15 protein-coding genes are annotated in these 18491 nt (G+C 68.9%); 5 read left to right on the plus strand and 10 right to left on the minus strand.

Going from position 1 to position 18491, the window contains the following annotated elements; genetic code table 11:
* Nucleotides 1–93: 93 nt before the first annotated feature.
* The 4 genes from FNH08_RS22005 to FNH08_RS22020 all read right to left on the minus strand — a co-directional run bounded on the left by FNH08_RS22005 (nt 94) and on the right by FNH08_RS22020 (nt 6045).
* On the minus strand, nt 94–819 hold the full coding sequence (locus tag FNH08_RS22005) for a helical backbone metal receptor (RefSeq protein WP_152773212.1): 726 nt from the start codon (nt 817–819) through the stop codon (nt 94–96).
* Nucleotides 820–821: 2 nt separating this feature from the next.
* Nucleotides 822–1400 carry a helix-turn-helix domain-containing protein gene (locus FNH08_RS22010; protein ID WP_152773213.1) on the minus strand — a complete coding sequence of 193 codons (579 nt, stop codon included), beginning with the start codon at nt 1398–1400 and terminating at the stop codon, nt 822–824.
* A gap of 945 nt (nt 1401–2345) precedes the next feature.
* A complete protein-coding gene (locus tag FNH08_RS22015) occupies nt 2346–4964 on the minus strand; it encodes an ABC transporter permease/substrate binding protein (RefSeq protein WP_322725078.1) in 2619 nt (872 codons plus the stop codon).
* Nucleotides 4957–6045, minus strand: coding sequence for a quaternary amine ABC transporter ATP-binding protein (locus FNH08_RS22020; protein ID WP_322725079.1), 1089 nt, complete (start codon nt 6043–6045; stop codon nt 4957–4959). Before FNH08_RS22020 ends, FNH08_RS22015 begins: the two co-directional genes overlap by 8 nt.
* Nucleotides 6046–6370: 325 nt before the next feature.
* Here FNH08_RS22020 and FNH08_RS22025 point away from each other — a divergent pair, with 325 nt between their 5' ends.
* On the plus strand, nt 6371–7300 hold the full coding sequence (locus FNH08_RS22025; protein WP_152773226.1) for a 5'-3' exonuclease: 930 nt from the start codon (nt 6371–6373) through the stop codon (nt 7298–7300).
* Nucleotides 7301–7592: 292 nt separating this feature from the next.
* A complete protein-coding gene (locus FNH08_RS22030; protein WP_152773214.1) occupies nt 7593–8438 on the plus strand; it encodes a siderophore-interacting protein in 846 nt (281 codons plus the stop codon).
* Between the two features lie 80 nt (nt 8439–8518).
* On the opposite strand, the gene FNH08_RS22035 is transcribed toward FNH08_RS22030, so the two are convergent.
* The 3 genes from FNH08_RS22035 to FNH08_RS22045 form a co-directional block, all read right to left on the minus strand.
* Nucleotides 8519–9295, minus strand: coding sequence for an ABC transporter permease (locus tag FNH08_RS22035; protein WP_152773227.1), 777 nt, complete (start codon nt 9293–9295; stop codon nt 8519–8521).
* Nucleotides 9296–9321: 26 nt separating this feature from the next.
* Nucleotides 9322–10353 carry an ATP-binding cassette domain-containing protein gene (locus FNH08_RS22040; RefSeq protein ID WP_152773215.1) on the minus strand — a complete coding sequence of 344 codons (1032 nt, stop codon included), beginning with the start codon at nt 10351–10353 and terminating at the stop codon, nt 9322–9324.
* Nucleotides 10354–10609: 256 nt separating this feature from the next.
* Nucleotides 10610–11305, minus strand: a complete 696-nt coding sequence (locus FNH08_RS22045; RefSeq protein WP_152773216.1) for a PadR family transcriptional regulator — start codon at nt 11303–11305, stop codon at nt 10610–10612.
* Between the two features lie 180 nt (nt 11306–11485).
* Between FNH08_RS22045 and FNH08_RS22050 the strand changes: the two genes are divergently transcribed.
* The gene (locus FNH08_RS22050; protein WP_152773217.1) at nt 11486–13012 is read left to right on the plus strand and encodes an amino acid permease; all 1527 of its coding nucleotides are present in this window, start codon (nt 11486–11488) and stop codon (nt 13010–13012) included.
* A 115-nt stretch (nt 13013–13127) separates the two neighbouring features.
* Here the strand turns inward: FNH08_RS22050 and FNH08_RS22055 are convergent, their stop codons facing one another.
* Nucleotides 13128–14501, minus strand: a complete 1374-nt coding sequence (locus FNH08_RS22055) for a cytochrome P450 (protein WP_152773218.1) — start codon at nt 14499–14501, stop codon at nt 13128–13130.
* Nucleotides 14502–15018: 517 nt separating this feature from the next.
* Nucleotides 15019–15147, minus strand: coding sequence for a polyprenyl synthetase family protein (locus FNH08_RS53580; RefSeq protein WP_322725084.1), 129 nt, complete (start codon nt 15145–15147; stop codon nt 15019–15021).
* A 1019-nt stretch (nt 15148–16166) separates the two neighbouring features.
* Between FNH08_RS53580 and FNH08_RS22070 the strand changes: the two genes are divergently transcribed.
* The gene (locus tag FNH08_RS22070) at nt 16167–17087 is read left to right on the plus strand and encodes a hypothetical protein (protein ID WP_152773221.1); all 921 of its coding nucleotides are present in this window, start codon (nt 16167–16169) and stop codon (nt 17085–17087) included.
* A complete protein-coding gene (locus tag FNH08_RS22075) occupies nt 17087–17992 on the plus strand; it encodes a terpene synthase family protein (protein ID WP_152773222.1) in 906 nt (301 codons plus the stop codon). The genes FNH08_RS22070 and FNH08_RS22075 overlap by 1 nt, the downstream gene beginning before the upstream one ends.
* Nucleotides 17993–18122: 130 nt before the next feature.
* Here the strand turns inward: FNH08_RS22075 and FNH08_RS22080 are convergent.
* The coding region (locus FNH08_RS22080; RefSeq protein WP_152773223.1) for a GNAT family N-acetyltransferase at nt 18123–18491 on the minus strand (369 nt) is incomplete at its 5' end.

The raw sequence follows: 18491 nt of genomic DNA on the forward strand, positions 1-18491 counted from the left end.
CGGCACCCCCGCCCACCTGCTCTTCAGCCCTGCCCTTGCCCATAAAACCAGCTTATGTCCCGCCGAAGCGGGAACCCCCGGGTGGGGCCCCGGTCAGCGGTGAGCCGCTCGCAACGCACCACCCAGCACCCGCGGCGCCTCCACCAATGACGGCCCGTACCAGGTGAGATGACGCCCGCTGACGAGTGCGCACGGCAGCCCCTCGAACGCCTCGGGCCCGTCGTCGGCGGTGAAGCGGTACGGCTCGTCGGGCAGGACCACCACGTCGGGTGCGGCGGCCCGCAGGTCCTCGACGGGGACGCGGGGGTAACGGTCCGCGTGCGCCGCGTACAGGTTGTCCACGCCGAGTCGCGCCAGGACGTCCCCCGCGAAGGTGTCCCGGCCGAGGACCATCCAGGGGCGGCGCCAGATCGGCACCACGGCAGTCGTACGGCGGTCGGGGGACGGCAGCCGGGACCAGGCTTCCTCCGCCTCGTCCAGCCACCGTGGCCGCGCGGGCACCCCGCACGCCCGCAGCACCCGCTCCAGTTCCCGGAAGGCCTGCGGGACGTCCCGTACCTCGGTGACGAGGACCTCGACGCCCGCCTCGCGCAGGGCGGTCAGGTCGGGCTCGCGGTTCTCCTCCTCGTTGGCGATCACCAGATCGGGGGACAGCCCGACGATGCGGTCGGTCTTCGGGTTCTTGGTGCCGCCGATCCGTACGACGTCCAGACCCGCGGGATGGGTGCACCAGTCGGTGGCGCCCACCAGCGCGCCGGGCACCGAGAGGGCCACGGCCTCGGTCAGCGAGGGGACGAGGGAGACGACACGGGCCACCATGGTCAGGCACCGCGCCGGTGCCGGTCCTCCAGGGCCTCGATGTGGTCCGCCACGGCCACCACGATCACCCGGGTGTCGGGCACCGTGGCCCGCCAGCGGTGCCGTACGCCGCCGGTCAGGTACAGCGTGTCACCGCGGCCCAGCCGGTGGGCACGGCCCTCCGCCTCGACCTCGACGGCGCCGTCGGCCACGTACATCAACTCGTCGTTGCGGTGCTGGACTTCCCTGCCCTCGTCATGATCGCCGGTGACCTCGAAGGCGTGCAGTTGGTGGTGTCCGCGCACCAGGGAGCGCGTGTTGGACCCGGTCGTCGCGAAGGCGTCCGTGTCGGCGCGCACCACGTCGACGCTGCACGCAGGGTCGGCCGCGGCCAGCAGTTCGACGGCCGTCGTGCCGAGCGCGTCGGCGATGCGTTCCAGGGACGGCTTGCTGGGGCGGGCCCGCTCGTTCTCGACCTGGCTGAGGAAGGGGACCGACAGGCCGCTGCGCTCGGCCACGACGGCGAGCGTGAGCTCCAGTGTCCGGCGCCGTCGCCGGACGGCCGCGCCCACCCGAAGGGGCTGTTCTTTGTGGTCGCCCATCGCTCCGGCTCCCTCCTTCGCTCGTCGGTCCGACACTGCTCGACACGGCTGCTCCACTGAGTACAGCCGTTACTGATACACCACTGTTCCGCAACTCATCCGCTCACGTCCTCTGATGAGCCCTCTGATGAGTTCTCTGCACCCTACGCATGTTCCGCAAACCGTTTCATGCGCCCGTCACATCGCTGTCATGTGGAGTGACGGTCAGCGTCACAGTTCTCGCCAGTGGAGAGGCTGACCCGCCTCCCCCGCTGTCGTGCCGTTGCGCGGGACGAAGTGGCTGACCAGGCGTGTGGCCGTCCCTCCGGGCCGGTGAGAAGGGCCGTGGACGGGTCGGCAACGGTTTCACTGCCGCCGTGGGTGCGGGTGCCCGGCCGGTCGGGCCGTCCGGTCGCCGGATCGTACGCGTACGCCCACCGGCTCACGCGGTCGCGGAACCGGCCTCGGCCCCCGGCCCGGCGCCCGCTCCGCGCCGCCGGGCCGGAGGCGTGCGCCGTCGCCTGTGCCGCCGCCGGTCCGCCAGGCTTCGAGGACGGGGTCGCATCGATCGTCCGCCGCGGCCTGCGGGGTTGTGAAGTAGCGCAGAGTAGCGCGCGGTTGGCGGTCCGTGTCGCAGGAGGCCCGTCAGTGCCCGGTAGCGCCCGGTCGGTTCGATCACGTCGCCGGGCCCGGACGTGATGTCGGGGGTGCCGTCGGCGCGGCGGGAGAGGGCTCGGGCGCGTGTACGCGCGGTCCGCGTGCCCGGCCGGCAAGGCCCGGACGCCGTCGTGGCCGCGGACCTCGATGGGGTTGGCCGGATCTTTCTCGTACGCCAGTACGGAACCGCGGAGACTCAGGCGGATCACGGAACTCACATGGCCCAAAAAGGTGGGCCTCCCCACGCGGTCCGAACGTCGGTCCGAACGCATGGGGAGGCCCACCTGGGGGGCGGCTCCGGTGAGGCGGCTACCGCGGGGTCATCCGGTCGACCATGTCCGGGTGCTCCTTCAGCCAGGCGGCGACCGCTTCCTCCTCGTGGCCCTGTCCGCGCTTGTTGATCTCGGCCTCCAGAGTGCCGAGCTCGTCCTCGCTCATCTTGAAGTTCTTGATCCACTTGGTGAGCTGGGGGTACTGCTCGGGGAACTTCTCGTTGGAGATGGTCCGAATCGTGTTGCCCTCGCCGAAGAGCTTCTTGTCGTCCTTGAGCTTGGTCAGGTCGTACTGGCTGTACGCCCAGTGCGGTGACCACAGGACGACCGCGACGGGCTCCTTCTTGGCGTAGGCGCGCTTGAGCTCGGCGAGCATCGCGGGCGTGGAGCCGTCGACGACCTCGTACTCCTTGTCCAGGCCGTAACCGGGCAGGACCTTGGTCTTGAGCAGGTTCATCTCGCCGGTGCCCGGCTCGATGCCGATGATCTTCCCGTCGAAGAGGTCGGCCTTGCCCTTGAGGTCCTCGTAGGACTTCACGCCCTTGACGTACGACGGCACGGAGACCTCCAGCGAGGTCGGCTCGTACCAGGTGCCGAGGTCCGCGAGTCTGTCCTTGCTCTTGTCCCAGTAGTTCTTCTGCGCGTACGGCAGCCAGGCGTCGAAGTTGAGGTCGAGGTCGCCGGAGGCGAGGCCGGTGTAGACCGGGCCGACGTCCATCTGCTTGAGGTTCAGCTTGTAGCCGCGCCGCTCCAGGACGTTCTTCCAGAGGTAGGTGACGGCGATGTCCTCGTCCCAGGGGAACCAGGCCACGTTCAGGGGACGCTTGGCCTCGGCGGGAGTCGAGCCGGAGCCGCCGTTGACCGGCGCCAGCTTGTCGACCACACCCGGGTTCTGCTTCAGCCAGGCGCGCACGGCGTCCTGCTGCTTGCCCTTGCCCGCCTTGTTGATCTCGGCTTCCAGGCTGGTGAGCTGCTTCTCGCTCATCGTGAAGTTCTTCAGCCACTCGCCGACGACCGGGTTCTCGTCGGCGAAGCCCTTGCGGGCCACCGTGTGCACGCCGTCGCCCTTGCCCCAGGCGCCCTTGGGGTCCTTCAGCTTCTTCAGGTCGTAGTCGTTGTACGCCCAGTGCGGCGACCAGAGCGTGACGACGATCGGTTCCTTCTCGCTGTAGGCCCGCTTGAGCTCGGCCAGCATGGCGGGTGTGGAGCTGTCGACGACCTCGTACTCCTTGTCGAGGCCGTACTCCTTGAGGACCTTGCTCTTGAGCAGGGCCATCTCGCCGGCGCTGGACTCGATGCCGGTGATCTTCCCGCCGAAGGTGTCGGCCTTGCCCTTGAGGTCGTCCAGGGAGTCGATGCCCTTCATGTAGGAGGGCACGCTCAGCTCCAGGGAGGTCTGGTCGTACCAGGCACCGAGGTCGTCGATCTTGCTGCCGTACTTCTTCCAGTACTGCTCATGGGTCGTCGGCAGCCAGGCGTCGGTCTGGAAGTCGACGGTGCCCGCCGCGAGGGAGGTGTAGAGCGGGCCGGCCTCGAACTGCTTGGCGTCCACCTGGAAGCCGCGCTCCTCCAGGATCTCCTTCCACAGGTAGGTGGAGGCGACGCCCTCGTCCCAGGGGATGTAGCCGATGGAGACCTTCTTGCCCTGGCCGACGTCCTTGCTGCCGGCGACGGGGGTGGAGCCGCCTCCGTTGCCGCCGAAGATGCCCATGCCGCCCGCCACTAGGGCGAGGACCACGACACCGATCATGGCGACCTGCGGGCGGGGCCGGTACGACCAGATCTTCAGCCCCTGGGCGGCGCGCGCCCTGGCGGCGGCACGGCGGCCCAGCGGGGAGACCTGGGTGCCCAGGGCGCTGGTCATGCGGTCGAGGTAGATCGCGAGGATCACGATGGCGACACCGGCCTCGGAGCCGAGGCCCACGTTGAGCTGGCCGATGGCCTCGTTGACGTCGCCGCCGAGGCCGCCGGTGCCGACCATGCCGGCGATCGCGGCCATGGACAGGCCGAGCATGATGACCTGGTTGACGCCGGCCATGACGGTGGGCAGCGCGAGCGGCAGCTGGACGCGCAGCAGTGTGTTGCGTGGCGTGGTGCCGAACGCGTCGGCGGCCTCGACCAGTTCCTTGTCGACCTGGCGGATGCCCAGTTCCGTCATGCGCACGCCGGGGGCGAGCGCGAAGATCAGGGTGGCGACGATGCCCGCGGAGGCGCCGGTGCCGAAGAACAGGATCGCCGGGATGAGGTAGATCATCGCGGGCAGCGTCTGCATGAAGTCCAGGATCGGCCGGACCAGCCCGCTCACCCGGTCGGAGCGCGCGGCCCAGATGCCCACCGGCACGGCGATCACCAGCGCGATGATCGTGGCGACGAGCACGAGGGACAGGGTCACCATCGCGTTCTCCCACAGTTCGAGGGAGTCGATGAAGGCGAATCCCGCGAAGGTGAGGACACCGGCGAGCGTGCCGCGCAGCCAGAACGCGAGCACGGCGAAGATACCCGCGAGCAGCAGGGGTTCGGGAGCCTGGAGGACGGCGTCGATGCCGTCGTAGGTGCCGACGAAAACGGCCTTGAGGAAGTCGAAGAGCCAGGCCATGTGGGCGAGCAGCCAGTCGACCGTGTCGTTGACCCAGTCGCCGAGAGGGATCCTAGGCACGGGCCACCGCCTTGCCGCCGTCGGTGTCCCGCGGGGAGTCGCAGCTCACGGGGGCGGTCTGCTCGTCGCCGAGGAAGCCGACGAGGCGTTGTCCCGTTACGACACCCACCAGTTTTCGTTTCGCGTCGAGGACCGCGACCGGGTGCGTCAGACGGGCGCTGATCGCGCACAGCTCGGTGAACGGCGTGTCGGGGGTCGCCGTCTCGCAGCCGCAGTCGGCCTCGTCGCCGCGGGTCTCCCGGTCCATGACGGCGCCCGCGGTGAGGACGCGGGAGCGGTCGACGTCCTGGATGAAGGAGGCGACGTAGTCGTCCGCCGGGCGGATCAGGATGTCCTCGGCGGTACCGGTCTGGACGATGCTGCCGTCGCGCATGACGGCGATGCGGTCGCCCAGGCGCATGGCCTCGTTGAGGTCGTGCGTGATGAACACGATGGTCTTCTTGAGGGACTTCTGCAGGTCGAGCAGCTGGTCCTGCATGTCGCGGCGGATCAGCGGGTCGAGGGCGCTGAAGGACTCGTCCATGAGCAGCAGGTCGGCGTCCGTGGCGAGGGCGCGGGCCAGGCCCACGCGCTGCTGCATACCGCCGGACAGTTCGTCGGGCCAGGACTTCTCCCAGCCGGCCAGGCCACACAGGGCGAGCGCCTCGTCGGCGCGACGCTCGCGCTCGGCGCGGGGCACGCCCTGCACTTCCAGGCCGTACGCGGCGTTCTCACGGACGCTGCGGTGCGGGAACAACGCGAAGTGCTGGAAGACCATGCTGATCTTGTGCGAGCGGACCTCGCGCAGCTCACGGTCGCTGATCGCGGTGAGGTCCTGACCGTCGAAGCGCACCTGTCCCGCGGTGGGCTCCAGCAGTCCGTTGAGCATGCGCAGCAGCGTGGACTTCCCGGAGCCGGAAAGGCCCATGACGACGAAGATCTGCCCGGGTTCCACCGTGAAGGAGGCGTCGATCACGGCCGCGGTGGTGCCCTCGGCGCGCAGTTCCTCGCGGTCGGCGCCGCGGCGTAGCCGCTCCACCGCCTCGTCGGGTCGTCTGCCGAAGACCTTGTACAGGTTCTCGGCCTCAAGCCTGGATGACACGGGTACCTCTCTTCTCGCAAAAGGACGGCCCGTGTCCCCCGTCGGCGGGCCGTGGAGCGTGGCGGGCTCCGCCTGCCGGGCCCGGTGCGTGGGCGTACTCCGCCCGGTCGCTGTCCACGTTCCGGCTTCCGCGCGGCCAACGTGGTTGAAGGCGCTACCGGCCCTGCTCCGAGCGCGCGCCTGCCCCCTTCCGAGCAGCACAAACGCGTGAGTGCCCCAGTTCACAAGGCCTTCACCCCTGCTGCCCGGTGTTCTGCGGGCTGCGTCGGACACGGCTGTCGGTCCCGTACGGCACGGACACGGGCTGTCGGTGGCGTGCGGCATGATGCGGAAGGTGACCCGACGCCTGATGCTCCTCGACACCGCCTCGCTGTACTTCCGCGCCTACTTCGGGGTGCCGGACTCCGTGAAGGCCCCGGACGGCACACCCGTGAACGCCGTGCGCGGGCTGCTCGACTTCATCGACCGCCTGGTCAAGGACCACCGGCCCGACGACCTGGTGGCCTGCATGGACGCGGACTGGCGGCCGCAGTGGCGGGTCGACCTGATCCCCTCCTACAAGGCACACCGTGTCGCCGAGGAACGCGAGGCGGGCCCGGACGAGGAGGAGGTGCCGGACACACTGTCGCCGCAGGTGCCGGTCATCGAGAACGTCCTGGACGCACTGGGCATCGCGCGCGTGGGCGTCGAGGGGTACGAGGCGGACGACGTGATCGGCACGTTCACGGGGCGGTCGAAGGGCCCCGTCGACATCGTCACCGGCGACCGCGACCTGTACCAGCTGGTCGACGACGCCCGCGGGATCCGCGTGCTGTACCCGCTCAAGGGCGTGGGCACCCTGCAGCTCACCGACGAGGCGTGGCTGCGCGAGAAGTACGGGGTGGACGGCGGCGGGTACGCGGATCTGGCTCTGCTGCGCGGCGACCCCAGCGACGGGCTCCCCGGGGTGCCGGGCATCGGCGAGAAGACGGCGGCGAAGCTGCTGGCCGAGTTCGGGGACCTGGCCGGGATCATGGCGGCGGTCGACGACCCGTCGGCCAAGCTCACGCCGTCCCAGCGCAAGAGGCTCGACGAGGCACGCCCCTATGTCGCGGTCGCCCCCCGGGTCGTGCGGGTCGCCGGCGACGTACCCTTGCCCGAGGTGGACACGGCGCTCCCGCGCGACCCGCGGGATCCGGCGGGGCTCGACGGCCTCGCCGCGCGCTGGGGCCTGGGCGGTTCGCTGCAGCGACTGCTCACGACGCTGCGGACCTGACCGGTCCGCGCGCGCCGCGGACCGCGAAGGCGGACGGCACTCCTCACATGGTTCTCACACCACTGAGACGATACTCACGTCCCAGCGGGCAACCTGCGGCACTCCCAACGCAGGACGACCCTTCTGCCTCATGGGTATGTGCCGTGGTCAGGCGGTTCTCGGGGCGTGAGGGGGCATTTGGGGGGCGGGCGTATCAACGCCGCCCGTGGTCATCGACACTTCAAGCATGAGGTGTCATCGGGGAGAAGATGCTAACTTAGGTAAGCCTTAGCTATGTATTTGGGAGGCCGCCATGGCAGAGCGTCCGGTACGCAGGGCCCCGAAGCCCCACTCCGCGAGGGTCGTCCGCACCGAGCGACTGACCCCACACATGCAGCGTGTCGTCCTCGGCGGCGAGGGTCTCGCCGAATTCGCCACGAGGGGCAGCACCGACCACTATGTGAAGCTGCTCTTCGGGCCGGACGGCGTGACCTACCCGGAACCCTTCGACATGGAGCGGATCCGTGCGGAGTTCCCACGCGAGCAGTGGCCCGTGACCCGGACGTACACGGTGCGTGCCTGGGACCCCCAACTGCGCGAGATCACCTTGGACTTCGTGGTGCACGGCGACGAGGGCCTCGCCGGTCCGTGGGCCGCGCGGGTCCAGCCGGGCGAGGTCGTCCGACTGCTGGGCCCCGGCGGTGCCTACGCGCCGAACCCGGACGCCGACTGGCATCTGCTCGCCGGTGACGAGAGCGCGCTGCCCGCGATCGCCGCTTCGCTGGAGGCGATGCCCGACGGAGCCAAGGTCTTCACCTTCATCGAGGTGTCCGATGCCGACGAGGAGCAGAAGATCGCCTCCGACGCGGAGGTCGTCTGGCTGCACCGCGGTGACCGGCCCGTGGGTGAGGCGCTGGTCGAGGCCGTCCGCGCGCTGGAGTTCCCCGAGGGCCGTCCGCATGTCTTCGTCCACGGCGAGGCGGGGTTCGTGAAGGAGCTGCGCCGGCTGCTGCGCGTCGAACGCGAGGTTCCGCGCGAGGACCTGTCGATCTCCGGTTACTGGCGGCTCGGGCACAACGAGGACAACTGGCAGGCGACCAAGCGCGAGTGGAACGCACAGGTGGAGGAGGAGCAGGAGGGCGCGGCCACGACCGCGTGACCCCGCTCCCGGAGGCGGCCGCGGGGTCGGCAGCCGCCTCCTGAACGGCGGTTCTCCCTCAGCGAGGTCGACGACGGGCGTTACACCGACCGCTGGTACGACCGGAACGTCCGTATGGACAACCACACCGCTGCCACGGCGAGCGCGAGGAGTGCTCCGCCGCGGCCGGCCACGTCACCCCAGTCGGGCTGCTTGGACAGTGCCGAACGGCCCGCCACCATCGCCCAGTTGAGCGGGTTGAAGTCGGCGATGTGCCGCATCCACGAGGGCATCCTGTCCTCGGCCATGAAAGCTGTGGACAGGAATGTCAGCGGCAGCAACAGGAACGTGTTGATGCCGATGATGGACTCCCGCTCCCGGACGAGCATGCCCAGCGCGTTGGACAGCGCGGCGAAGATCGTTCCCAGCAGCACGGAGGCAACGACCAGCACCACGACGCCGCCGATCCCGCCCGGGTAGTCGGCACCGCCCAGCAGCCCGAGCAGCACGATGACGACCGACTGGAGCGCGGTGACCAGCCCGTTGCTCACGACGTTGCCGTTCATCAGCGCGGCCCGGCTGGCCGGGGTCGTCAGGAAGCGGTTGAGTGTCCCGCGCTGGATCTCGTCCAGCGTGGTCATCCCCGCCCACATGTTGGAGCTGAGCGCGCTCATCACCACGACGCCCGGGACGAGGTAGTCCAGGTCCGAGGTGGTGCCGAAGCCTCCGAGCTCGACGACCTCCTTGAAGAGGTTGCCGAACAGGAACAGCCACACCACCGGCTGGATCAGCGTGATCAGCAGATACGCGGGCTGCCGCAGGAACACCACGAGCTGACGCTCGGTCATGTACCAGGTCTGGGTGACGGCGGTGCTCATCGCCGACTGGGTGACGGCGGTGCTCATCACGCACCACCCGTCCCGGCCAGGACACGGTCCCCGGCGCCTTCGGCCTCCGCCTCCGCCTCCGCGTAACGGCGGCCCGCGTAGCGCAGGTACACGTCGTCGAGCGAGGGCCGGGCGACCGTGGCGGCGGCCACGGCGACCCCCACGCGCTCCAGAGCTCCGAGCAGCGCGGGTATCGCGACCGCCCCGTCATCGGCGCGGACGCTGATCCCGCGGGAGCGCACGGTGTCGAAGACCACCTCGTGCACGCCGGGGAGTCCGGCCAGGGCCCCCTGGAGCACCGTACGGCCGGCTTCGCCGACCGGTTCGCGGAGCTCCACGTGGACGGCGTCGCCGCGGAGTTCGCCCTTCAGCTCGTCGGGGGTGCCCTCGACCACGACCCGGCCACGGTCGACGATGGCGATGCGCTCGGCGAGGCGGTCGGCCTCCTCGAGGTAGTGCGTGGTGAGCAGGATCGTGAGGCCCTCGTCGCCGGCGAGGCGCGCGATCTCGTCCCACATCGCGGTGCGGGCCTCCGGGTCGAGGCCCGTGGTGGGCTCGTCGAGGAACAGCACCTCGGGGCGGTGGGCCAGTCCGAGCGCCACGTCCAGTCGGCGCCGCATGCCGCCCGAGTACGTCTTGACGGGCCGTCGTGCGGCGTCGGTGAGCGTGAAGCGCGCCAGCAGCTCGTCCACACGGCGGTTCAGTTCGGCGCCCTTCAAGCCGTAGAGCCTGCCCTGGAGTTGGAGGTTCTCCCGGCCTGTGGCCACCGGGTCGGCGCCCGAGCTCTGGGCGACCACGCCGATCGCGCGGCGCACCCTGTCCGGGTGGCGCAGCACGTCGTGCCCGGCGACCGCGGCGGTGCCCGAGTCGGGGCGGGCCAGAGTGGTGAGGATCTTGACGGTGGTGGACTTCCCGGCTCCGTTCGGCCCGAGGAGCCCGAAGACGGTGCCCGGTTCGACGGTGACGTCCATGCCGCACAGGGCGGTGACGTCACCGGGGTAGGTCTTGATCAGCTGACGCGCCACGACTGCGGGCGCACGGGTACTCATGACGACTGCTCTCCTGTGACAGCCAAGGACGCGGATGACAACGCGTCCGTGCCGGACGACGGGTCGTCGAACTGATCCGTGTGAAGAGCGCCGGGTATCCTGGGTGTGCCGCACCTCGATCGCCCGGCCCGCACCACGGCGGAGTCAGCTCGGGGTTCGAGACCCTGGTGGGGCTGCTGCAACAGCCCCGCCGGGGTCCACTTCTTTGCCGCTGCTGTCGCGGCTCCTTGCCGCTACTGCTCAGCTGTTTCTGCCGCTATTGCTCGACCTGACGGTCCTCCAAGTCCTGGAACTCCGGGGGCATCTCCCCCGTCTCGTGGAACGTCCGCCACGCCTGGACGCCGGGCAGCGAACCGTCCTTGAGCTCCTGCAAGAGCCCGCGGACCCACTGCGCCTGCGCCTCGACCATGTGCGCCTGGTACTCGGTCTCGACGAGGAAGAGGCGCGGCAGCGTCTCGTACAGCTTTTCCAGCGCACCGCGCGCGCTCGCCACCTGCACTTCCAGCCGCGAGAGCCGCTCTTCGAGCAGACGCGCCACTTCGTCGGGGTGAAGGACACCCACGAGGGAGAGCGCGGTCTCGAAGATCGGGTACTCACGCGCGGGGACCGCCAGCAGGTCCGACAGCCACTCCGTGGCTTCCTCCCGGCCGGCCTCCGTTATCCCGTAGAGGGTGCGCTCGGGGCGGTTGCCCTGCCGCTGCACCTCGGCGACCTCGACGAAGCCGTGTTTCTCCAGGTTCTGCACCACGGTGTACAGAGAGCCGTAATTGATCTTCGTACTGCTGTCCTTGCCGCGGCGGCGGAGGGTCCGTGCGATCTCGTACGGATGCATCGACCTCTCCATGAGCAGCACCATCACGGCCAGGGCCAACGGATTGCTCAACCTACGACGCTTGGCCACCACAGGGATCCCCCTCCCGCACCTCGCCACCGAATATCCGCGACCGAACATATCGCGTTCTGCGTTCCGGAGTCAATAGACACGATGTATCGCGTTCAGCCAGGATCCGCAAGGGCGTGAGAAATTGGGCCCGCTCAAGACATCGCTGTGTGACGCCCGCGAAACAGCACCTCCCTAATTTCTGTCGCCCGACAGGAACTCCCGTGCGCTGTGCGAAGGCAGGTCGCCTCCATGACGAGCACCACTCCCCCCGATGTCCGCCCGGATCCCCCGGAATCGTCCGACGAGCGCTCCCTGATGGCGTTCGGCTACCGCCAGGAACTGCACCGCAGCCTGGGCAGGTACGCCTCGTTCGCCGCCGGGTTCTCCTTCATCTCGGTCCTGACGACCGTCTTCCAGTTCTTCGCCTTCGGGTACGCCTTCGGCGGCCCCGTCTTCTTCTGGACCTGGCCGGCCGTGCTGATCGGCCAGCTGCTGGTGGCCGCGTGCTTCGCGGAACTCGCCGCCCGTTACCCGATCTCGGGCGCGATCTACCAGTGGTCGTCACGCCTGTCGAACCTCACCTTCGGCTGGTTCGCCGGCTGGATCATGGTGATCGGGCAGATCGTGGTGGTCGCGGCGGCGGCCCTCGCGCTGCAGATGGTGATGCCGGCGATCTGGTCGGGCTTCCAGCTGATCGGCACCGACCCGGCCCCGACGTCGGCGGACGGCGCGGCCAACGCGGCCGTGCTCGGCGTGATCCTGCTGGCCCTCACCACCCTCGTGAACGTCCTGGACAACCGCGTGCTCTCGCTGATCAACCGCGTCGGCGTGACCGCCGAGATCATCGGCGCCGTCCTGATCATCGCGCTGCTGCTGACCCACTCAGAGCGCTCCCCCGGCATCACGTTCCACACCGCGGAGGGCAGCACCGGCCTCTTCGGCGCCCTGCTGGTGGGCTCGTTCACGGCGGCGTACGTGATGATCGGCTTCGACAGCGCGGGCGAGATGAGCGAGGAGACGAGCCACCCACGCCGCACCGCACCCCGCACGATCCTCACCGCGCTCGGTGCGGCCGGGCTGCTGGGCGGTCTGATCGTGCTCGGCGGGCTGCTCGCCGCGCCCAGCCTCACCGACGGCAAGCTGGCCGTCGACGGCCTGAGTTACGTGCTGACCAGCAGCCTCGGCGACGGTGTGGGCCGGCTCCTGCTCGCCGACGTGGTGGTGGCCATCACCGTGGCCACCCTCGCCATCCAGACGGCGGCCTGCCGCATGCTCTTCTCCATGGCCCGCGACGGCCAGCTCCCCTTCGCCCGGCGACTCGCCAGGGTGAACCCGCGCACCGGCATGCCCCATGCCCCCGCCGTCGTCGTCGGCGTCCTCGCGGCGGCCCTCCTGCTCCTCAACTTCGCCTCACCGGAGGCATTCCTCGCCATCGGCACCACATGCATCGTGATGCTGTACCTGGCGTACGCCATGGTCACCGGCCCACTGCTGGTGGCCCGCCTGCGCGGACGCTTCACCATCGACGGCACCGACGAGACGGGCGCCCCACTCTTCGCCCTGGGCCGCTGGGGCATCCCGATCAACGCCCTCGCCCTCGTCTACGGCCTCTTCATGACCGTCAACCTGGCCTGGCCGCGCGCGGAGGTGTACGACCCGGCGGGCGGGCACTGGTACTTCCAGTGGTTCACGGTGTTGTTCTTGCTGGTCACGGTGGGGGGCGGGGTGCTGTACCGGTGGTGGTGTGCACATCGCCTGCGCTCGGCCGCTGCGTAGCCGACGTACATTCGGAGCACAGTGGACGTGGCCGCGCCGCTGGTGCGGGACAGTCAGCCAGGAGCCCGCCTCGGCCTGCCCTCCCTCGGGGCGATCCCTCACATCCAACGCCCTCTCAGGTCCGCTCGGTGCGGGCAGTGGTGCGCATGAACAGCCCGTGAGGGCTCAGGACGACGTTCGGGACGGGGCGTACGCCTTGGCCAGGAAGGGGCTGCAGCCGCCACCGGGCAACGATGGTGGCCAAGGCAAGGATGGCTTCGGTGATCCCGAACTGGTCACCGATGCATTTGCGGGCACCCGCGCCGAACGGGATAAACGCCTCGCGTGGGGGTTGTGTGCGGTGGGATGCGTCCCACCGGTCAGGGTCGAAGCGCTCCGGGTTGTCGAAGAGGTCGCTCCTGCGATGGATCAGGTAGGGGCTGTAGATGACCGTGGTGCCGGGGGTGAGGGAGCAGCCTGCGAGCTCGGTGCTCCGCGTTACGGTCCGGGTAAATATCCAGCCCGGTGGATAGAGTCGGAGGGTCTCGGTGACGACGCGGCTGGTGAACTGGAGATTCGCCAGGTGGTCGAGGCCGGCAGGGGTGTCGCCGAGAACGGCGTCGACCTCCGCGTGGATCCTGGCTTCGATGTCGGGATGCAGGGCGATCAGATGCAGTGTCCAAGCCAGGAGGTTGGCAGTGGTCTCTGCTCCGGCAAAGAAGAACGAGATGACCTGCTCCCTGATCTCGGCATTGGTCAGGCCCCCATGTGCGGCCGCGTCGGAAGCATGGGCATCTAGCAGTGTGGACAACAGGTCGTTGCGATCAACGTTCCCGCTTCGGCGTTCGTCGATGATGCGGTCGACCGTCTGTCGGAGCCGGGTGTCGGCGTGGCGGTAGCGCCGGTTGCCCGGGGTGGGTAGCCGGTCCGCCAAGGGCGGTGTGATCGCTCGGCGGGAGATGCCCTTGGACACGGCGATGAGGTCGGCGACGGAATTGGTCAGCTCCTGCGTTGACAAAGCCCGCGAGAACATTGCTTCCACTGTGATTCTGGCGGTGAGTCCCAGCATTTCGGCCAGCACGTCGAGCCGCTGCCCCTCGCGCCAACTGCGGGTGGCTGCGTCGATTTGCGCGGCCATCATCTCCGCGTAGCCGGACAGTCGGGCCGGTTGGAAGGCAGGCTGAATAAGGCGCCGCCGGCGACGGTGCTGACTGTGGGAGCAGGTACCCAAGCCGTCCCCGAGGAATTCCCGAAGCCGCTCGAACATGGGGCCACCCTTGTCAAAGGTCTGGTCGTTCAGGAGGAGCTGACGGGTCAGTTCTGAATCGCACACCACAACGCCTCGGAAGGGGCCCACCCGGATCCGTACGAGATCACCGTGAGTCGGCAGCGAGCGCAGGAATCCGAGCGGATCACGCAGCAGGGGCAGAGCGTGGCCAAGGACGGGCAGCGAATGAGGTGCACGCCTGGATGAGTATGTCGGTTGCGACGAGAAAGGAGCGGATGCCATTGATTCGTGCCTTTCAAGTGCGGAGTGAGACTTACGGACATCAACATGAAGACCCGTACCTTGGTGAAATTCCGCTTCAACCAATGGTATGAATTGCCGCCCCGGCGAGGGCAAGGAATGCGCACATCTGGACGACCAGGGACGCCCACACCTCGGCCGGCGCCGTGAAAGCCAACGCCAGTTACCTCTCGGCCAGTTGCCGCGCCTGCGGAACACCGCCCGGTCTGCCGCACCTGGTTCGCGGTCATCAGGTCGCCGCTGGAATACAGATCGATCAGGACATCCCCGTCAAGGGTGATCGAGGCCATCGCGGACAGCACGGGCAGGGTCTTCTTGCAGACGGCCAGGTCCGCCCCGACCGGTTTGCCCATCACCTTCGGGTCCCCGAGGATCCCGAGCAGGTGGTCCGTGATCGCCTCGCCCGCGGTTGCGCCCTGGGGGCCCACGTTGGGGGCGGCGGTCGACCGGGACCCGGCGGGCTCCCGGCCAGCACGGCGGCGCTGATCCCGAACTCCGTTCACACGGTGGGGCGACGCCGGCACAGTTCGTCATGGTCGATGACGTCGTCGTGCAGCAGGGAGAAGGCGTGCACCAGCTCCACCGCCGCTGTCGCGGGCCGTACCCGAGCGTCGAGCCGACCCCACACCGGTGCGGGACCCTTGGCCAGCGGATCCAGTCCGGGATCCAGCGGCGGCCGGACAAATTGCGGTGGACATCGATGCCCCCTCCGCAGGACATGGCCTGGCTGCGCTGCCCGGAACCAGCACGGGGCGCGTAGAGGCTCTACCCCCACGCTGACGAGACATCCCCGTCCGGTACTGACGGCTGGAGCATGTGCGGCACGTCGCATGCCCCCATGCGCGTCCACTGCCCTCTTGCCGACTCCGCGAACCCGCCAATGCACGTGAGCTCACACAGGAATGCCCATATTTATCCCGAGATGCCGACCAGGCAGGCAGCCCGACCAGTAATTGCCAAGAAGCAACTGCCAAGAGTTCTGGATCGCGTGACGCACCATCAGGCAGTACTGAACGTCGACTCGACTCCGGTTCGTGGTCCGCAGGTGGAATGAGTCTCGGCTGGGAGGTCGTAGAACGCCGGCAGCTCCTCCCGATCCTCGGTGATCTTCGCGACAGCCTTGCACCGCGCCTACACCTCCAGCAGAATGCCGAAGAGTTTGACGTCGCCCGCCCCGCCATCTACCACCACTCGGGCAAGCGTCCCAAGCGCGGCCGGGCCGAGTGCAGAGCCAGTGATGTCCCCGCTGGCCAGCAGGAACGCGCAGGAGCCTGTGGATCGACACCGCTTCAAGAAGGAGGCGCGGCCATCGGTCGCCCTCACACCGGTGGCCTGTGCTTTCGTGCGCCCCCTCCCGTGAGTTGACCGTGGCGGGCCAACAGCAGGGAATGGCTGTGCAAGGAAGCTATGAGGGCCTGACCGTCTACTCAGGAGGGTGGGTCGGGCTCTGCGATCCGCTTATCTGTTGGGCCGGTTACGGAGCGGGGGTTTGCGGTCGTGGTTGAGCTCGGTACTCCACAAGATGTCTCGCATGGGGCTGCGGAGCGGGCGTTGGACTATCTGCGGCGGGAAGTGGGAGGGCATGGGCTGCCCTCGGCGCAGTTGGCCCTCGACCGAGGCTGCCGTGGCCTGGTCTCCGCGGAGGAGGTGGGTGAGCAGCTGCGCCGAGTGGATGGTGTCGATATCAGGCTCGATCTGGCGCAGGAGGGTTTCTCCGCCATGTGGGCGCTGGAGCTCCTGGCGCCCAGGGTACCGGGGGCGCAGGATCTGTTGTCGGTGTTGGCCCGTCAGGTCGAACGGTGCAGGTGGCGGTACCGCTATCGCTTTTTTCCCGGGGCGTCTTCCTTCGCCGCCGATACCGACTGCACCGCCATCGCGGCCTGTGGCCTCTATCGCCATGGGGTCCTCACGGACAGCCAATTGGTATCAGTGGGCCATGAACTGCTGACCGCGGCGGCACCCTCTGTGGAGGAGGACGGGCTCCGGCCCGGCGTCGTGATGGTCTACTGGGAGGACGGGGCCGAGGTACGGGCAACGCCGCGGGGCCGCAAGCACGACGCGGTTGCCGCCGCCAACGCCCTTCACACACTGGGTCTGGCCCTCCCGGCGAGCCCCGTTCCCTTGGCGCGACACGTGATGAGCTCGACCTTGTCCTACATCGGCGGCCACCTCACGTCCGGGCGCTATCTCCGCGGTACCCGCTACTACCCTTCGCCCGCGGTGTTCCTCCACTCCGTCTCCAGGCTCGTCCGCGACGGATCCCCCGCCTTCGCGACACGCCTGGCCGCTCCCTTACGTCGCAAGTTGATCTCATACCTGGCCCACGCTCCACCCTTGAGGATGAACTGCCTTGACCTCGCGCTGTTGGTGATAGCCGCGGACAACGCGGGGATCACCGACGGGCAGCAGGACCGCCGTCGCCGGCTCGCCGCCGCGCAGCGCCCTGACGGCTCCTGGCCTGCCTGCGCCTTCTTCCGGATGGGGCGTTTCCCCGTCTACTTCGGCTCCACCCACCTCACCACGAGCTTCGCACTGCGCGCTCTTGAGCCTCACGAAGGAGCCGCTTGATGACGCCTGCCGTGCACGCCCTCCTGGAGCCTTACAACGCCTACATGATCGACGAGCGTCACCGGTGCGCGGCGGCGGCCCTCCTCAACTGGTCCCTCACGTTGTGTTCATGCCGGCGCGGGGCATCCTGGCATGCTCAGAAGGCCTTCCACTCCGCCACGTTCGCCGTGCTCAGCGCACCCGATGGAGCGACGGAGACGCAGACGCTGACCGCGGGGAAGATCGCCGCGTTCATCATCACCGCGGACGACGACCCGAATGAGGAACTCACAGCCATGGCACGGGAACTGCGGATGCCAAGGCCAGTAGCCGACGGCGAACTAGGCGCTGCCTACCACTCGCTGGTGGACGAGCTCTGCTCCCAGAACCTCGATCCCAGGCCGGTCAAGACCCGGCTCGCGGACTTCTGCGCGGCCGTCGCCAGCGAATCGCATCAGGACCCCGGCACCATGGCCTGGCAGGAGTTCCGAGCGCTGCGCAGAAATACGATAGGCGCGCACCCGTACAACATGTACTGGATAGCTGCATGGAACTTTCCCGAGCCCGTGGCCGGGTCGACACAGGAGACACTGGCTGAGCACGTGGTCGAGGGCACCTATCTCGGCAACGACCTGGCCTCGGCCTACAAGGAGTCCCGCACGGGAGCGGCCGGGGCGTTCCTGGTGTCCAACAGCGTGCTCCTCATGGCCCGGCGCTCAGGTGACCGACAAGCGGCAATCGATGCCGTCATCACCCGCTACAACCACCTCGTCGACCTCGTCGGCCACACCCGCCACGATGCGTTCGGGTCCTTGATGTGCACCCTCCTGGACGGGGCACTTCGCTCCTACCGAAGTCTGGCCTCCACGCGCTACCCGGGCGCCGGAGAGGCCCTGGGCAGCCTGCGCCTGACGACGTCTGTCTGAGCGGGCGAGCCACTGCGCTGTGGGGGGGGCGGTCGGTATCGGTCTGCCGTGAGTGTGGCCGTAGAGAGCGGAGTCGTCCACCCCCGGCACCACTCGAGGCGTCTCGGGTGCCCGGTGCGGTCGCGTAGCGTCAATCGCCCTGCACGCGCGCGTGCAGATGCATGTCGTGCCAACCGTCCTGGTGGAGGAGAGCGCTGCGTTTGGTGCCCTCCACGGCGAAACCGGCCTTGGTCGCGACGCGGCATGACGCCACGTTTCGGACGGCGTGCATGAGTTCGAGGCGGTGGAAGCCGATCTCGTCGAGCGCCCAGCGGCTGAGGGCCGTCGTCGCGCGTGCGGCGACGCCCCGCCCACGGGCGGCCACAACCGTCCAGTACGCGACCTCTGCCGTGCCCTCGTCCAGCAGGATGCTCCGTAGGGCAACCCGGCCCATCAGTCGATCGGTGTCCGCGTCGACGACGGCCCACTGCGCCCTCTCCTCCCTCCCCCACTCCTGCCG

This window comes from Streptomyces spongiae, assembly GCF_009377185.1.
GTDB lineage: Bacteria > Actinomycetota > Actinomycetes > Streptomycetales > Streptomycetaceae > Streptomyces > Streptomyces spongiae.